Below are 15,905 nucleotides of genomic sequence, written 5' to 3'. Positions count from 1 at the left end.
AGTGCGACCCATGACCGTGTTGAAGATGTCCGACCTCGATCTGCAAGGTAAGCGCGTATTGATCCGCGAAGACCTCAACGTCCCAGTCAAGGACGGTGTTGTCACCAGCGATGCGCGTATCCTGGCTTCGCTGCCGACCATCAAGCTGGCCCTGGAAAAAGGCGCGGCCGTGATGGTCTGCTCGCACCTGGGTCGTCCGACCGAAGGCGAATTCTCTGCCGAGAACAGCCTCAAGCCTGTCGCCGACTATCTGAGCAAGGCCCTGGGCCGCGAAGTGCCACTGGTGGCCGATTACCTGGGCGGCGTTGACGTCAAGGCCGGCGACATCGTGCTGTTCGAAAACGTGCGCTTCAACAAGGGCGAGAAAAAGAACGCCGACGAACTGGCCCAGCAATACGCCGCCCTGTGCGACGTGTTCGTGATGGACGCTTTCGGCACTGCTCACCGCGCTGAAGGTTCGACCCACGGTGTGGCCAAGTTTGCCAAGGTCGCGGCTGCTGGCCCACTGCTGGCCGCTGAGCTGGACGCACTGGGCAAAGCCCTGGGCGCACCGGCCAAGCCAATGGCTGCCATCGTTGCCGGCTCCAAGGTCTCGACCAAACTCGACGTGCTGAACAGCCTGAGCCAGATCTGCGATCAACTGATCGTCGGCGGCGGCATCGCCAACACCTTCCTCGCTGCGGCCGGTCACCCGGTCGGCAAGTCGCTGTACGAGCCGGACCTGCTGGACACCGCGCGCGCCATCGCCGCCAAGGTCAGCGTGCCGCTGCCGGTCGACGTGGTAGTTGCCAAGGAATTCGCTGAAAGCGCCGAAGCGACTGTAAAACTGATCGCTGACGTCGCTGCCGACGACATGATTCTGGACATCGGCCCACAAACCGCCGCCAACTTCGCCGAACTGCTGAAGTCGTCGAAAACCATCCTGTGGAACGGCCCGGTCGGCGTGTTCGAATTCGACCAGTTCGGCAACGGCACCAAAGTGCTGGCCCAGGCCATCGCCGACAGCGCTGCGTTCTCGATTGCCGGCGGTGGCGACACCCTGGCGGCCATCGATAAATATGGCGTGGCGGAAAAGATCTCCTACATTTCCACCGGCGGTGGCGCGTTCCTCGAATTCGTCGAAGGCAAAGTGCTGCCGGCCGTTGAAGTCCTGGAAAGTCGGGCCAAGGCCTGAGGCCGCCCGTTTGGCCAGGCAAAGGAGTGTTCAGATGGTCAAGTCGTTAGCGCTGTTGTTGCTGACCGGTACATTGGCAGCCTGTGGGAGTAACCCGAAGGCTGCGCCGGAGCCGGCACCCGGCGAGGCACAGAAAGGCTGCTACCAGGCCGACTGGCAGGCCGAAACCAACCCGGTGCTGAACAAGCGCTCGGGCCCGGACGGCCTGGACAAATACGAGACGCAAACCCCGGCCAAGGAACATGGTTGTCCTTGACCGGTCTGACTCTTTAACTCAGGGCCGGCGGCGTGCGCTGCCGGTCGAGGAACACGGATGAAAGGCTTGATCGCCGTTGCGGCATTGGGATTGTTGGGTGGTTGCGCGCAGTGGAACCCGTTTCAGTCGTCCGCCCCTGTGGATAACTGGACCACCTGGACCTGCGACAGTCAGGCCAAGGTGCTGTGGCGCTTCACCGATGCCGGCCAGAAGGCAGTCGATGTGCGGCTGGGCGGCGGCGATCAGGTCTATCGCCTGAAAGAAGAGCCGGGCGCCTCGGGCGCACTGTACAGCGACGACATGCTGGCGTTTCACATCAAAGGTAATGAAGGCCTGGTCTACTGGGTCGCTACCAATGATTTGATCGGCCGGGGCTGCAAAGCCGAATAAAACAGAATCTGCTTTATCGAATCACCAGGCCGGGCCTCAACCCCCGATCTGCAATCACTTGAATAGCCGCCGCCGCTCCGGCAGGCTGGCACGATTAACGACCCAAACCGGGAGAGACACACACAATGGCACTTATCAGCATGCGCCAGATGCTGGACCACGCAGCCGAATTCGGCTACGGCGTTCCAGCCTTCAACGTCAACAACCTTGAGCAGATGCGCGCCATCATGGAAGCCGCTGACAAGACTGACTCCCCGGTGATCGTTCAGGCTTCGGCCGGTGCCCGCAAATACGCCGGCGCCCCGTTCCTGCGTCACCTGATCCTGGCGGCAATCGAAGAATTCCCGCACATCCCGGTGTGCATGCACCAGGACCACGGCACCAGCCCTGACGTCTGCCAGCGTTCCATCCAGCTGGGCTTCAGCTCGGTGATGATGGACGGCTCCCTTGGCGAAGACGGCAAGACCCCGACCGACTACGAATACAACGTCCGCGTGACCCAACAAACCGTGGCCATGGCTCACGCCTGCGGCGTTTCGGTTGAAGGCGAGCTGGGCTGCCTGGGTTCGCTGGAAACCGGCATGGCCGGTGAAGAAGACGGCATCGGCGCCGAAGGCGTTCTGGATCACAGCCAGATGCTGACCGACCCGGAAGAAGCTGCTGACTTCGTCAAGAAGACTCAGGTTGATGCCCTGGCCATCGCCATCGGCACCAGCCACGGTGCCTACAAGTTCACCAAGCCACCTACCGGTGACGTGCTGGCGATCGACCGCATCAAGGAAATCCACAAACGCATCCCGAACACCCACCTGGTGATGCACGGTTCCTCGTCGGTGCCACAAGAGTGGCTGGCGATCATCAACCAGTACGGCGGCGACATCAAAGAAACCTACGGCGTACCGGTTGAAGAAATCGTCGAAGGCATCAAGCACGGCGTGCGCAAGGTCAACATCGACACCGACCTGCGTCTGGCATCCACCGGTGCAATGCGTCGCCTGATGGCCACCAACCCGAGCGAATTCGACCCGCGTAAATTCTTCGGCGAAACCGTGAAGGCCATGCGCGATGTATGTATCGCTCGTTATGAAGCTTTCGGTACTGCCGGCAACGCTTCGAAGATCAAGCCGATCTCGCTGGAAAGCATGTATCAGCGTTATCTGAAGGGTGAGTTGAACGCCAAGGTCAATTGAGACTGGGTGTTGAGCTGATTTGAAAGAAACCCGCCGTGAGGCGGGTTTTTTTTGAGCCGATTTTTTGGACGAACGAAAGTTCCTAGCTCGGCTCTACGTGATCCAGCGCCTGATTCACCGCCAGTTCCCCCAGCATCACCAATTGCGCAATGCCAATCGCGGTTTTGCGGTCGGCGGGGGCGAGGGTGGCGGCGAAGTTGTTGAGCATTTCGCTGGCGGAGCCGAGGGTTTCGCTGGCGTTGGCCAGCAGGGATTCGGTGTTGTAGGCGGGGTTGGCGAAGTACATGGGGTCGGGTTCGTTGACCGTGGCCATGATGCGGGCGCCGGGGCAGAGGTAGTGGTCGAGGGCGCGTTCGGCGGCTTCGTTGAGTTTTTTGGGGTCGATGGAATCGTAGGGGGAGGCCGGGTCTGCGACCGGCGGATGAGGCGTAGATTTAATCATTTGCTCGAAACCTGATTGGAGTGCCCCCGCCCTGGCTACTAATCAAAGTGGAGGCAACTGTACGCAGGTTAGTAGACCGGGGTTTCGAGCAAACCGGCGCACCCGAGGGTGCCCTGCGCACAGTCGCCATCGAGCGCAGGTATTGAAATACCTGACTGACAGATGCTTGTGCACAAAGCTTGAAACCACAGGCTACTAAACCCGATCACTGCGAATCAGTGACCCGAATCAAGTTATCGATGGCCCTCCAGGCGCACAAGCCGGCGGATTCTGGCGTACCGGTAGGCAGCGATGCAAGCCGTTGTAGGCTTCGGGAAGTTGCGCCGAGCGGGTTTAAACATGACCGTTTAATTCAGGTGCTGCTACTGGCGCCTTCGCTGGCAAGTCGAATCGTCGCACCGCAGCTCCCACAGGTTATTTGTCGTGATCGATATCCAGCTTGCTGAACGTCACCTGCCCACCCTCGCTGGTGTACCCGGTGTTGTCCTGCACATACACGCCCGCCTTGAAATACAGCGGCTTGTTGCGCCACGTCGCGCTGATCTGCGAATCCCACTGATACCCGGCCGCACTCACGCCCAGCGCGCCGCCAGGACTCAAATGAATGAGGTAGTTGAACTCGCGATTCAGTTTGATCCCGGTGGCGAGGGTGATGACGCGGCTTTCGTCCTGATCCGGATGGGTGCGCAGCTTGATCACCAGGTTGCCGGTCTCGGTTTTGTCTTTGTACTGATACTCAAGCTTGAGCATCGGCTTCTGGCTTTCATAGGCATGAATCTGCCCGATGACGATCTTGCCGGAACTGGGCACTTTATTGACCGAGAGGGTCGCGCGCAGCAGGTTGTCGGCGTCCGGGTAGTACCAGTTGCGCAGGGTGCCGTTGCTGTAGGTTTCGCGCAGTTCGGTGCGCGGGTAGATAGCGTTTTCGGTTTTCGAGCCGGTAACCGGGGACCAGAAGAACAGGGTGCCGGTGTCGGAATGGAAGTACTGATCCTTGAAGCCGTTCACCAGTTTGGAGGTTTCGACGGTGTAGGGCGGGCTGCCAACGGGAACGCTGAGGTTCCAGGTTGCGAGGTCGATCATGTCGGTTCTTCCACTCTATTTTTCCTGCACTCGCGTGCCAGAAGCTCTAGCACGCGGTTCTTGGGGGCGGCCTTTATAAGCGTAGAGGGATTTTTTGTTAACGGCCGTCTGGCGGATGATTGGCGTCAACATCCTGTCGAAATGCCATCTTTCCCGGTTTTCGGGGGCTGCAGCGATGACCGTTAGTCGGCTTCTTACCGGTTTGGTTAAATGATGGCCTGATGACAGCTACTGCTTTTTCGGATCCAGGACTAGAGTGAAGGCTCAGTAACTGTACGGTTTTCACGAGAAACCGGCCGCGTCCCGATTGGATGTCCCGACAAGAGAAGCAGCATGGAATGCGCGCAACCCCAGCCAGGTGAAGGCAGCTCAGTCCTTTTGATCGTTGATGATTACCCTGAAAATCTGATCAGCATGCGCGCGTTGCTGCAGCGCCAGGACTGGCAGGTCATGACCGCGGCTTCCGGTTTCGAAGCCCTCAGCCTGTTGCTTGAACACGACATCGACCTGGTGCTGCTGGATGTGCAGATGCCGGGCATGGACGGTTTCGAAGTCGCGCGCCTGATGCGCGGCAGTCAGCGAACGCGGCTCACCCCCATCATTTTCCTCACCGCCAACGAGCAGTCCCAGGACGCTGTGATCAAGGGCTATGCCAGTGGCGCGGTGGATTACCTGTTCAAACCCTTCGATCCACAGATTCTCAAACCGAAAGTCCAGGCGTTGCTGGAGCACCAGCGCAATCGCCGGGCGTTGCAGCGCTTGAGTCAGGATCTGGAGTCGGCGCGAGCCTTCAATGCCTCGGTGCTGGATAACGCCGCCGAAGGGATTCTGGTGCTGGCCGAGGATGGCTTGATCCGCTTCGCCAACCCGGCGATTTCGCGGTTGCTCAATGCGCCGGTGAAGGAGCTGGAAGGGCAGGAGTTTCTCGATTACTTGCAGAAACCGCACATTCCGCTGTGGGCCGATTCCGAGTTTTATGCCAGTTACAAACGCGGCGAGACGTTGCGCTTACACGACGCGTTGCTGCGTACCGCGCCGGGCCAGCAGGTGCCGGTGGCCTTGTCCTGCGCGCCGCTGCCGAGCGAACAGCATGCGATGGTGGTGACGGTGCTGGACATGTCGGTGGTCCGCCATCTGCATCAGCAGCTGGAGTTCCAAGCCGTCACCGATCCGTTGACCGGGCTGCTCAATCGCCGGGGTTTCTACCAGACTGTGGAAAACCTGCTGCTGCGCGGCGAGCGCACGGACAGCAGTTGGGTGCTGATGTACCTCGATCTCGACGGTTTCAAGAGGGTCAATGATTCCCTCGGCCATGATGCCGGGGACCGGGTGTTGCGCTGGGTCTCCGAACAATTGAAAGCCTGCCTGCGGCCATTCGACATTCTGGCGCGGATGGGCGGCGATGAATTCACCGCGCTGCTGGATCTGGAATTCCCCGAACAGGCAGCAAAGATCGCCGAGAAGCTCATCGAACGGGTATCGATCTGTCAGCAGATCGAAGGCATGGACATTGCCCTCGGCGCCAGTATCGGCATCGCCACGTACCCGGATTGCGGTAACAACCTCGACGGTTTGATGCGTGCCTCGGACATCGCCATGTACGAAGCCAAGCGCGCCGGGCGTCAGCAATATCGCTTCTACGATCACGAAATGAACGGCCGCGCGCGCTCACGGTTGATGCTGGAAGAGAGCGTGCGCAACGCCATCGAGAACCGTGATTTCAATCTGGTGTATCAGCCGCAGGTGGCGATTGGTGACGGCAGGATTCGCGGTTTCGAGGCGTTGCTGCGCTGGCAGCATCCGAGCGTCGGCGACGTGCCGCCGGGGTTGTTCCTGCCGTTGCTGGAGGAGGCGACGCTGATCAGCCGGCTCGGCAGCTGGATCTATCATCGCGGCGCCGGGCAGCGTAAGGCCTGGGAGTCCGAGTTTTCCAAGGATCTGGTGCTCGGCGTGAGCCTGAGCAATACCCAGTTCGGGCTGCCGAATCTGGTGACCGAATTGCGCCAGGTGCTGGAGCGCCATGGTTTGCAGCCGCATCAGATGGAAGTGGAAGTCACCGAGGAGGCGCTGACGGTCAATCCCGATGAAACGCGCAAACAGCTGCGGCTGCTGCGCAATCTCGGGGTGCGGGTGGCGCTGGATGATTTCGGTTCCGGATCCTGTTCGTTGTCGCATCTGCGCGACCTGGAACTGGATACGCTCAAGCTCGATCGCCACCTGATCGCCCGATTGCCGGACTCATCGCGGGACGCCTCACTGGTGCGCAGCGTCATCGAGCTGTGCAAGGAATACGGGTTGCTGGTGATTGCCGAAGGCGTGGAAACCGTCGAGCAATACCAATGGCTGCAAGCCCATGGTTGCGAGTACGTGCAAGGGTTCCTGGTGGCGCGGCCGTTGGTCGCCGAGGACGCCACGCGCTTTGCCGAGCCATTCGACTGGAGCGCGTTGGCCAGTTGAATTCGTTACACTGGCGGACTTTTCATGACCCGTGCCGCCCCATGACTGCGTTGAAATACCTCCAGGCCTATCCCGCGCAATTGCAGGATCAGGTGCGCCAATTGATTGCCGAAGATCGCCTCGGTGATTACCTGAGCCAACGCTATCCGGGCCGCCACGATGTGCAGAGCGACAAGGCGTTGTACGGCTACGCGCTCGATTTGAAACAGGAATACCTGCGCAACGCCCCGGCCATCGACAAGGTCCTGTTCGACAACCGTCTAGACCTGACCCACCGCGCCCTCGGTCTGCACACCACGGTCTCTCGGGTGCAGGGCGGCAAGCTCAAGGCCAAGAAAGAGATTCGCATCGCCTCGCTGTTCAAGGAGGCCGCGCCGGAGTTTCTGAAGATGATCGTCGTGCACGAACTGGCGCACTTCAAGGAGTCCGATCACAACAAGGCGTTCTACAAATTGTGTGATCACATGCTGCCGGGCTATCACCAGATCGAGTTCGACCTGCGGGTGTATCTGACCTGGCGAGACATGCAATAAAAAATCAAACAGCGGAGTGCGTGCATGGACGTGAGCAAGACCAAGAGCAGTTTCTACCGGCGCTTGTACGTGGCGTACCTGATCGACAGCGGCCTGGCCAGCAGCGTACCGGCGCTGACCGAAGTCACCGGCATGCCTCGACGCACGGCGCAGGACACCATCGCGGCGCTGGCGGATCTGGATATCATCTGCGAGTTCGAACAGGAAGAGGGCGCGCGCAATCATGCGGGGCGCTACCGGATTCGTGAGTGGGGGGCGATTGATCGGGGGTGGATCGAGCGGAATTTGCGGCAGATCAAGGCTGTGCTTGAGTATCCCTGACCCATGTAGACCCTTCGCGGGCACGCCCGCGAAGGGGGAATCTCAGGACCGCCGCATACCAATATGCGGAATGTCATCCTCCAGATATTCCTCACCCGCCACCACAAACCCGTACCGCCCGTAATACCCCTGCAAATGCGCCTGGGCCGACAGATAGATCGGCACTTCAGGCCAACGTTTCTCGGCCTGTTTCAGCGCCTGCTCCATCATTTCATGCCCCAGCCCTTTGCCACGTCCGGCCGGCGCCGTCAGTACACGGCCGATCACCACGTCGCCACCCTGGGACTCCGGGTCCAGCAGGCGCAGGTACGCCACCAATTGATCACCGTCCCAGCCCATCAGGTGGCAGGTGTCGCCATCCAGATCCTGACCGTCCGGGTCCAGGTAGGCGCAGCGCTGTTCGACCACGAACACTTCCGAGCGCAATTTCAAAATGGCGTACAGCTGCTCCAGTCCCAGATCGCTGTGATGTTTACAGACCCACTCGATTGTCATCTTCCGATTCCTTGAACAACGTCGCCCGATACTAAGCGCACCGTCGAAATATGTCTGTATGGCGCAATAATCTGTGACGAAGGCCAAAATGCCATCATTCCTTTCTCGCGCCGCCGACTTCTTTGTGTAATCTGCAGAGAAGCGCTGTGCAACGGCTTCAATGAGCTAATGTTAGGGCCTGGGATTCGCCGGTACGGGGCCTTGGGGTTTTGACTGAAAACACGCCGGGCGGCCCGCCCGCTAAGGATTTTCAAGCATGCCGCGATTGCATCGAGCCTTTGCTTTGATCGGATTGCTGTTGCTGGGTCAAAGCGCTGCAGCGGAGAAATTGCGTCTGGTCTTCGACGTCTGGCCGCCGTTTACCGATGACACGCTGGTCAACGGTGGGCTGGCCACGGACATTGTCAGCACGGCCCTGGCCAGGGCAGGTTATGCCAGCGATTACGAACAGGTGCCGTGGGCGCGGGCGCTGCTCGGGGTTGGCGAGGGGCGTTACGACGTGCTGGTCAACGCCTGGTACAACGACGAGCGTACGAAGCTGGGGCAGTTTTCCGACGAGTACCTGCTCAACCGCGTGCGTTTTCTCAAGCGCAAAGACACGCCCATCGAATACAACAACCTGCAGGAACTGCACACCTACCCGATTGCGGTGGTGCGCGGCTACGCCTATTCGGCGCCGTTCGATGCCGACACGGCGTTGCAGAAAGTCCCTGTGCATAACTTCGCCATGGCCGTGCGCATGCTGGCGGCGGACCGGGTCAAGCTGACCCTGGAAGACGAGTTCGTCGCCCGTTATTACCTGGCCCGTGAATCACCGAAAGTGCGCAACGCCGTGGAGTTCCTGCCCAAACCGCTGAGTGAGAACAGCCTGCACATTCTGGTCAGCCTGAAGAACCCGGAGCACGAACAGATCGTGGCCGGGTTCGACAAGGCGATTGCAGCGATGAAGGCCGACGGCAGCTATGACAAGTTGCTCAGACAGCATGGCATGTGAGGCGGCTCAAGCCTCGCCGGTGTCCTTGATCAGATGTGCCGCCAGCGTGCGCAATGGCCCGAGCTGGCGGCAGATCAACGCCAGTTGCGTCTGCACCAGTCGCTGGCCTTCGTCGATCTCGTCCGCCATCTGCTCAAGCTCATTGGCCAGCGCCTCTTCCTCATCGCTCTGAATCGCAATCGGCTGTTTGCTGGCCAGTCCTTGGGCAATTTCATCGATGCTGGTGGCCAGTTTCACCCCGGCGCCATCGATCAGATGCTCACGCACCTCGGCCGGCAGCTGGGTTTCTCTGTGTGCGCCGAGGCCTGACAGATAACTGAGCAGGGTGTGCGACAGCACAAGGAAGCGGAAGCCTACGTCGGCTTCCTTCCGGAAATGTCCCGGCTCCATCAGCATGTTTGCCAGTGTGGTCGACAGCGCCGCGTCGGCGTTGTGCGCGTTGCGGCGGGCGAGGCGATAGGCGAGGTCATCGCTCTTGCCAGCTGCGTATTGCTGCATGATCTGGCGCAGGTAGATGCTGTTGCAGGTCAGGGTGTTGGCCAGCACTTTGTTCAGGCGCCGACCCTGCCAGTCCGGCAGGAACAGGATCACCGTCAGGCCTGCGATCAGGCTGCCGAGCAAGGTATCGAACAGGCGCGGCACAAACAGCCCGTAACCGTCACCGACCTGGTTGAAGCAGAACAGCACCATGATCGTGATCGCGGCGGTCGCCACGGTGTAGCGGGTGGTGCGGTTGGTAAAGAACACCACGCCGGCGGCGATGGCGAAGCACGACTGCACCAGCGGGCTCGGGAACAGATCGAACAGCGCCCAGGCGATAGTCAGGCCGATGGCGGTGCCGAGAATCCGCTGGCCGAGTTTGCGCCGGGTGGCGCCGTAGTTCGGCTGGCAGACGAACAGCGTGGTGAGGATGATCCAGTAGCCTTGGGACGGGTGAATCAGATGCACCATGCCGTAACCGATACTCAACGCCAGCGGCAGGCGCAGGGCGTGGCGGAACAGCAATGACGTCGGTGTCAGTTGGGTGCGCAGGCGAACCAGTACGTCTTTGAAGTTACGCGGCGAGCGGTCGAGCAGGCTGCTGTCGGTGGCATCGGCCAGCGCATCCGGATTGCTCGCGTCGCTGAGCAAACGGTCGAGCGTGCCGAGGTTGGCCGCCAGTGCCCGCAGCGAGCGCAACAGTCCACGCCAGGCCGGATTGCTCTGGATGCGCAGGTGTTCGAGGGAGGCGTGGAGGTCACTCAGGGCTTCGGCGAATGTCGCGTCGTAGATGAACGGCTGGCGCATCTGGATCGATTCGGCCAGCGCCCGGCACGCCTTGCCTTGCTGGCGCAGCAGGCGTTGGCAGCGGAACAGCACGTCGCTGTGGAAAAACGCTTCGGCCAGCGCGTTGTAGGGGTAGTGCGAAGAACTGGCGCGTTCGTGAATGTCCTGGGCAAGGAAGTACAGCTTCAGGTAACGGCTGACTTTCGAGCCGGGGCGACCGTTGCCGACCCGGTGCAGGATGATTTCCTTGGCGCTGTTCAGCGCCGCCACGACGCGGCCGTTTTGTTGGGCCAGTTCCAGCCGCCGCGCCTCTACGTCCATCTGACGGATCGGCTCGAACAGCGAGGATTTCAGCTTCAGGTAATAACCCAGTTCACGGAACAGCCGCGCCAGGCTCTGCTGCACCGGCTGGTTGGAAAACATCGCCTGCCACAGCACCGACAGCAAGCCGTACCACGCGGCGCCGGCCACCAGCAGCATCGGCTCGTGCCAGAAATCTGTGACCGCGCCACCGCGCTGGTCGACGCCGATCATGGTGTAGACGGAAAGAATCAGGGTCGCCGAGGCGATCGCGCCATATCGCTCACCGAGCGCCCCGAGCATGGTCAGGCCGAAACTGGCCAGTGCCAGAGCAATGACGAACACGATGGGGTAGGGGAAGAGTAATTCCACCGACAGCGCCGCAACGCTGAAACACACCAGCGTCACCGCCAGTGCGTTGAGGCGGCCCTGCCAACTGTCGTCGGTCTCGGCCAGGGCGCTGGCGATGATCCCGAGGAACAGCGGGATCAGCAGCCCCATTTCATCCTGATACCAGCACAGCGCCATGCTGCCGGTCAGGGCGATGAACACCCGCACGCTGTAGCTGAATTTATCCAGCGCCCACAGGCGCCGCAAAGACTGACGAAACGAGGTCGAGGACATGAAGTGCGAGGGCCTTCCGAGGCGATGCCGCTAAATTGAGCCAGTAATGACGCCGACGCAATGGCGCCGATCACATCTGACAGCAAAAAGTGTTCCGCCCGGCCTTCGAATCAGACGTATTGCGCCGCCGCGTAACCCGATGCCCAGGCCCACTGGAAGTTGAAACCGCCCAGATGCCCGGTGACATCCAGCACTTCGCCAACAAAATAGAGGCCCGGGCTTTTCAGCGATTCCATGGTCTTGGACGAGACTTCGCGGGTGTCGACGCCACCGAGGGTGACTTCGGCAGTGCGGTAGCCTTCGGTGCCGGCCGGGACGACTTTCCAGCTGCCAAGCTTCTCGGCGATCTCCGCCAGTTCGGCGTGGGTGTACTGCTTCATCGGTTTGGAGACGAACCAGTTGTCCGCCAGCAGGTTGGCCATCTTCTTGGTGAAGATTTCGCCGAGCAGGGTTTTCAGTTCGCTGTTCGGGCGCTCGGCGGTTTGCTGTTGCAGCCAGCTCGCCGCGTCGTGATCGGGCAGCAGGTTGATTTCTACCGTGTCACCGGATTCCCAGAACGAGGAAATCTGCAGAATCGCCGGGCCGCTGAGGCCGCGGTGCGTGAACAGAATGTTCTCGCGAAAGCTCTGGTCGTTGCAGCTGACCAGGCAATCCACCGAGGTGCCGGACAGCTCGGTGCACAAATCCTTGAGCTGATCGGTGATGGTGAACGGCACCAGGCCGGCGCGAGTCGGCAGCAGGTCGTGACCGAATTGCTTGGCGACCTGATAACCGAAACCGGTCGCGCCCAACGTCGGGATCGACAGGCCGCCGGTGGCGATCACCAGCGACTGGCACTGGATCTGGCCAAGAGTCGTGTCGAGCAGGTAACCGCCCTCGACTTTTTCGATGGTCTGGATCGAGGTGTCCAGGTGCAGGCTGACGCCGACCTGATCGCACTCGTCCAGCAGCATGCCAAGGATGTCGCTGGATTTGTTATCGCAGAACAATTGACCGAGCTTTTTCTCGTGATACGGCACGCCGTGTTTGGCGACCATGCCGATGAAATCCCACTGGGTGTAGCGGGCCAGCGCGGATTTGCAGAAGTGCGAATTCTGCGAGAGGAAATTGCTCGGCTCGGTGTACATGTTGGTGAAGTTGCAGCGCCCACCGCCGGACATCAGGATTTTCTTGCCGGCCTTGTTCGCGTGGTCGAGCAGCAGCACCTGACGCCCGCGCCCGGCGGCGGTCAGTGCACACATCAACCCTGCGGCGCCAGCGCCAATGATCACGACTTCGGTAGAGCGCAAAACGGTGTCCTCACACAATGATCGTTCCCACGCTCTGCGCGGGAATGCCGCCATGGACGCTCTGCGTCCGCTTTTAAATCGTGACGCGGAGCGTCACAGGATGCATTCCCGCGCGGACGGTTCGACGCCTCAACGCGGGAACGATCAGGTCAGAGGACGCGAACGCGCAGCGAACGACCCTTGATCTTGCCGTTGTTCAAACGCTGCAGCGCCTGCATGACCACGGTGCGCTCAACCGCCACATAGGACTGGAAGTCGAAGATCGCGATCTTGCCAACCTGAGCGCCAGGGATGCCGGCATCGCCGGTCAGTGCGCCAAGAATGTCGCCCGGACGCACCTTGTCTTTACGACCGCCACCGATGCACAGCGTGCTCATCGGCGGTTGCAGCGGGGCACCGCCCTGGGATTTCAGGTTGTCCACCTGATCCCAGTTCAGCGGGGTTTTCTGCAATTGTTCGATGGCTTGCGCGCGGTGCGCTTCCGACGGCGCCACCAGGCTGACCGCGATGCCTTTCTCGCCGGCACGACCGGTACGGCCGACGCGGTGAATGTGAATTTCCGAGTCGCGGGCCAGTTCGACGTTGATCACCATGTCCAGGGCATCGATGTCCAGACCACGGGCGGCGACGTCAGTGGCAACCAGTACCGAAGTGCTGCGGTTGGCGAACATCGCCAGAACCTGATCGCGGTCACGCTGTTCCAGGTCACCGTGCAGGCCGACGGCGGAAATGCCTTTGGAAGTCAGGTGATCGACGGTTTCCTGCACTTGCTGCTTGGTGAAGCAGAAGGCCACGGTGGAGGCTGGACGGAAGTGGTGCAGGACCTTGGTCACCGCGCTCATGCGTTCTTCCGGGGAAATCTCGTAGAAGCGCTGTTCGATCTGGGTGTCGTCGTGGAACGCTTCGGCTTTCACCGTCTGCGGATCACGCATGAACTTCGACGCCAGTTGTTTGATGCCCACCGGGTAAGTGGCCGAGAACAGCAAGGTCTGACGGCGGGACGGGGTCTGCTCGATGATGTCTTCGATGGCGTCGTAGAAACCCATGTCGAGCATGCGGTCGGCTTCGTCGAGGATCAGCGTATTGAGGCCGTCGAGGACCAGCGAACCCTTGCGCAGGTGCTGCTGGATGCGACCCGGAGTGCCGACGATGATGTGCGCGCCGTGCTCCAGCGAGCCGATCTGCGGGCCGAACGACACGCCGCCGCACAGGGTCAGGACCTTGATGTTGTCTTCGGCACGGGCCAGACGACGGATTTCCTTGGCGACCTGATCGGCCAGCTCACGGGTCGGGCAGATGACCAGCGCCTGGCAACCGAAGTAGCGCGGATTGATCGGGTTCAGCAGGCCGATACCGAACGCGGCGGTCTTGCCGCTGCCGGTCTTGGCCTGGGCGATCAGGTCCATCCCCTTGAGGATCACCGGCAAGCTCTGCGCCTGGATCGGCGTCATCTGGGCATAACCGAGGGAGTCGAGGTTAGCCAGCATGGCGGCGGACAGCGGCAAAGTATTAAAAGCGGTGGCGATGGTGGTCACGGGACTGGCCTGCAAAACAAAATGTCGCGCAGTGTACCAGCCCGGTGGCCAATAGCCCTAAGACTCGATGTGCTCTTCCGGACGTCTGACACGCCGTCCGTCATTCTTGGAAAGCTGCGAAAAGATGGTTGCGGCCAGCATCGCCATGATCCCAACTGTCACGAACGTGAGCTGAAACGCGCCCAACACGGTCTCAACGCCGTCATTCCCGATCTCTGCCGTAAAGCCGCCGAGCAGCGCACCGGCGCACGCCACGCCAAGGCTCAGCGACAACTGCGCCACCACCGACAGCAGGCTGTTGCCGCTGCTGGCGCTGGCGTCGTCGAGGTCGATCAGGGTCACGGTGTTCATTGCGGTGAATTGCAGCGAGTTGATCGCCCCGAGAATCGCCAGCAGGCACAGCAGCAGCCAGTACGGCGTCTGCTCGCTGACCAGGCCCATGCTTGCCAGCATGATCCCCAGAAACAGCGTGTTGCCGGTCAGCACGATGCGATAGCCCAAGCGCTCGATCAGCGGCCGCGCGCCCCACTTGGCGACCATTGCCGCAGCCGCCAGCGGCAGCATGCTCATCCCGGCCTGGGACGGCGAATAACCCAGCGCCACTTGCAGCAGCAACGGCACCAGAAACGGCAGGGCGCCGCTACCCAGTCGGGCGAACAGATTGCCGAGGATGCCGACCGCGAAGGTGCGGGTCTTGAACAGCGACGGCGCGAACAGCGGGTTTTCAATGTGTCCGGCGCGCAACCAGTACGCCGCCAGACACGCCATGCCGCCGAACAGCAACAGCATCACTCGCAAGTGCGGCAGGTGCAGTTCGCCGAGGCCTTCCATGGCGATGGTGATCAGCACCATCGCCGCGCCGAACAGCAGGAAACCGAGGCTATCGAAACGCGTGCGCTCGGTGCCGCGCAGGTCGGGGATGAATTTCCACGCCGCGTAGCAACCGATGACGCCGACCGGCAGGTTGATCAGGAAGATCCAGTGCCACGTCAGGTATTCCACCATCCAGCCGCCCATGGTCGGGCCGATCAGCGGGCCGAGCAGGCCGGGAATGGTGATGAAGCCCATGATCCGCACCAGTTCCGAACGCGGGTAGGCGCGTAGCACCACCAAACGCCCGACCGGCAGCATCAGCGCACCGCCGAGGCCCTGAATCACTCGGGCGCCGATCAGCATGCTCAGGCTGCTCGACAAGGCGCAGAGCAGCGAGCCGAGGCTGAACAGCAGGATCGCGCCGAAGAAGATTTTCTTGGTGCCGAAGCGGTCGGCGATCCAGCCCGAGGCCGGAATCAGCAACGCCACGGTGAGCATGTAGGCGATGATCACGCCCTGCATGCGCAACGGGTCTTCGGCCAGATCCCTGGCCATGGCCGGCAGGGCGGTGTTGAGGATGGTCCCGTCGAGGGACTGCATGAAGAAAGCGATGGCGACGACCCACGGCAACCAGCGGGCGGTGATGGCGTCGAGAGGCGGGCGGTTGGGCATGGAACCTCTTGTTGTCTGGAAGATGATCGTTCCCACGCTCTGCGTGGGAACGCCGCCATGGACGCTCTGCG

General features: G+C 61.1%; 15 protein-coding genes. 8 read left to right on the top strand and 7 right to left on the bottom strand.

The genetic code is table 11. The features are described from left to right. The first annotated feature begins 10 nt into the window (after positions 1–10). From AC07VV_RS08930 to fba, 4 genes are all read left to right on the top strand, one after another. Entirely contained in the window at positions 11–1,174 is a 1,164-nt protein-coding gene (locus AC07VV_RS08930; RefSeq protein WP_102619725.1) for a phosphoglycerate kinase, read from the top strand. A 34-nt stretch (positions 1,175–1,208) separates the two neighbouring features. Then, entirely contained in the window at positions 1,209–1,430 is a 222-nt protein-coding gene (locus AC07VV_RS08925; protein WP_085697808.1) for a hypothetical protein, read from the top strand. Between the two features lie 57 nt (positions 1,431–1,487). Next, entirely contained in the window at positions 1,488–1,820 is a 333-nt protein-coding gene (locus AC07VV_RS08920; RefSeq protein WP_096817719.1) for an MliC family protein, read from the top strand. 125 nt (positions 1,821–1,945) lie between these two features. After that, positions 1,946–3,010, top strand: a complete 1,065-nt coding sequence (gene fba, locus AC07VV_RS08915; protein WP_007959708.1) for a class II fructose-bisphosphate aldolase — start codon at positions 1,946–1,948, stop codon at positions 3,008–3,010. Between the two features lie 82 nt (positions 3,011–3,092). On the opposite strand, the gene AC07VV_RS08910 is transcribed toward fba, so the two are convergent. Beyond that, positions 3,093–3,452, bottom strand: coding sequence for a DUF6124 family protein (locus AC07VV_RS08910; RefSeq protein WP_495036031.1), 360 nt, complete (start codon positions 3,450–3,452; stop codon positions 3,093–3,095). A 414-nt stretch (positions 3,453–3,866) separates the two neighbouring features. Next, positions 3,867–4,535: a polysaccharide lyase family 7 protein gene (locus tag AC07VV_RS08905; protein WP_007959711.1), complete on the bottom strand. Its 669-nt coding sequence runs from the start codon at positions 4,533–4,535 to the stop codon at positions 3,867–3,869. Positions 4,536–4,868: 333 nt separating this feature from the next. Here AC07VV_RS08905 and AC07VV_RS08900 point away from each other — a divergent pair, with 333 nt between their 5' ends. Genes AC07VV_RS08900 through AC07VV_RS08890 form a run of 3 tightly spaced genes read left to right on the top strand, consistent with a single transcriptional unit; the run spans position 4,869 to position 7,846 of the window. Beyond that, on the top strand, positions 4,869–6,992 hold the full coding sequence (locus tag AC07VV_RS08900; RefSeq protein WP_495036030.1) for a putative bifunctional diguanylate cyclase/phosphodiesterase: 2,124 nt from the start codon (positions 4,869–4,871) through the stop codon (positions 6,990–6,992). Positions 6,993–7,033: 41 nt separating this feature from the next. Then, complete coding sequence (locus AC07VV_RS08895) at positions 7,034–7,525, top strand: YgjP-like metallopeptidase domain-containing protein (protein ID WP_096817726.1); 492 nt, start codon at positions 7,034–7,036, stop codon at positions 7,523–7,525. 24 nt (positions 7,526–7,549) lie between these two features. Further along, positions 7,550–7,846 (top strand): winged helix-turn-helix domain-containing protein, encoded by a 297-nt coding sequence (locus AC07VV_RS08890; protein WP_090178776.1) that lies wholly within the window; start codon positions 7,550–7,552, stop codon positions 7,844–7,846. Between the two features lie 42 nt (positions 7,847–7,888). On the opposite strand, the gene AC07VV_RS08885 is transcribed toward AC07VV_RS08890, so the two are convergent. Next, positions 7,889–8,341 carry a GNAT family N-acetyltransferase gene (locus AC07VV_RS08885; RefSeq protein ID WP_011336314.1) on the bottom strand — a complete coding sequence of 151 codons (453 nt, stop codon included), beginning with the start codon at positions 8,339–8,341 and terminating at the stop codon, positions 7,889–7,891. A 256-nt stretch (positions 8,342–8,597) separates the two neighbouring features. On the opposite strand from AC07VV_RS08885, the gene AC07VV_RS08880 reads away from it, so the two are divergent. Further along, a complete protein-coding gene (locus tag AC07VV_RS08880; protein WP_096817728.1) occupies positions 8,598–9,335 on the top strand; it encodes a substrate-binding periplasmic protein in 738 nt (245 codons plus the stop codon). Between the two features lie 6 nt (positions 9,336–9,341). Here the strand turns inward: AC07VV_RS08880 and yccS are convergent, their stop codons facing one another. The 4 genes from yccS to mdtD form a co-directional block, all read right to left on the bottom strand. Continuing rightward, positions 9,342–11,525 carry a YccS family putative transporter gene (yccS, locus tag AC07VV_RS08875; protein ID WP_102619733.1) on the bottom strand — a complete coding sequence of 728 codons (2,184 nt, stop codon included), beginning with the start codon at positions 11,523–11,525 and terminating at the stop codon, positions 9,342–9,344. Positions 11,526–11,635: 110 nt separating this feature from the next. After that, positions 11,636–12,814 (bottom strand): BaiN/RdsA family NAD(P)/FAD-dependent oxidoreductase, encoded by a 1,179-nt coding sequence (locus AC07VV_RS08870; RefSeq protein WP_495036029.1) that lies wholly within the window; start codon positions 12,812–12,814, stop codon positions 11,636–11,638. Between the two features lie 149 nt (positions 12,815–12,963). Beyond that, positions 12,964–14,349: an ATP-dependent RNA helicase DbpA gene (dbpA, locus tag AC07VV_RS08865; protein ID WP_495036028.1), complete on the bottom strand. Its 1,386-nt coding sequence runs from the start codon at positions 14,347–14,349 to the stop codon at positions 12,964–12,966. A 57-nt stretch (positions 14,350–14,406) separates the two neighbouring features. Beyond that, positions 14,407–15,834, bottom strand: a complete 1,428-nt coding sequence (gene mdtD / locus AC07VV_RS08860; protein ID WP_495036027.1) for a multidrug transporter subunit MdtD — start codon at positions 15,832–15,834, stop codon at positions 14,407–14,409. Between the last annotated feature and the right edge of the window lie 71 nt (positions 15,835–15,905).

Source organism: Pseudomonas sp. GW821-FHT02C04 (genome assembly GCF_059421845.1).
The sequence above is the reverse complement of the archived record's forward strand: the minus strand, read 5'-3'. Positions and strand labels throughout refer to the sequence as shown.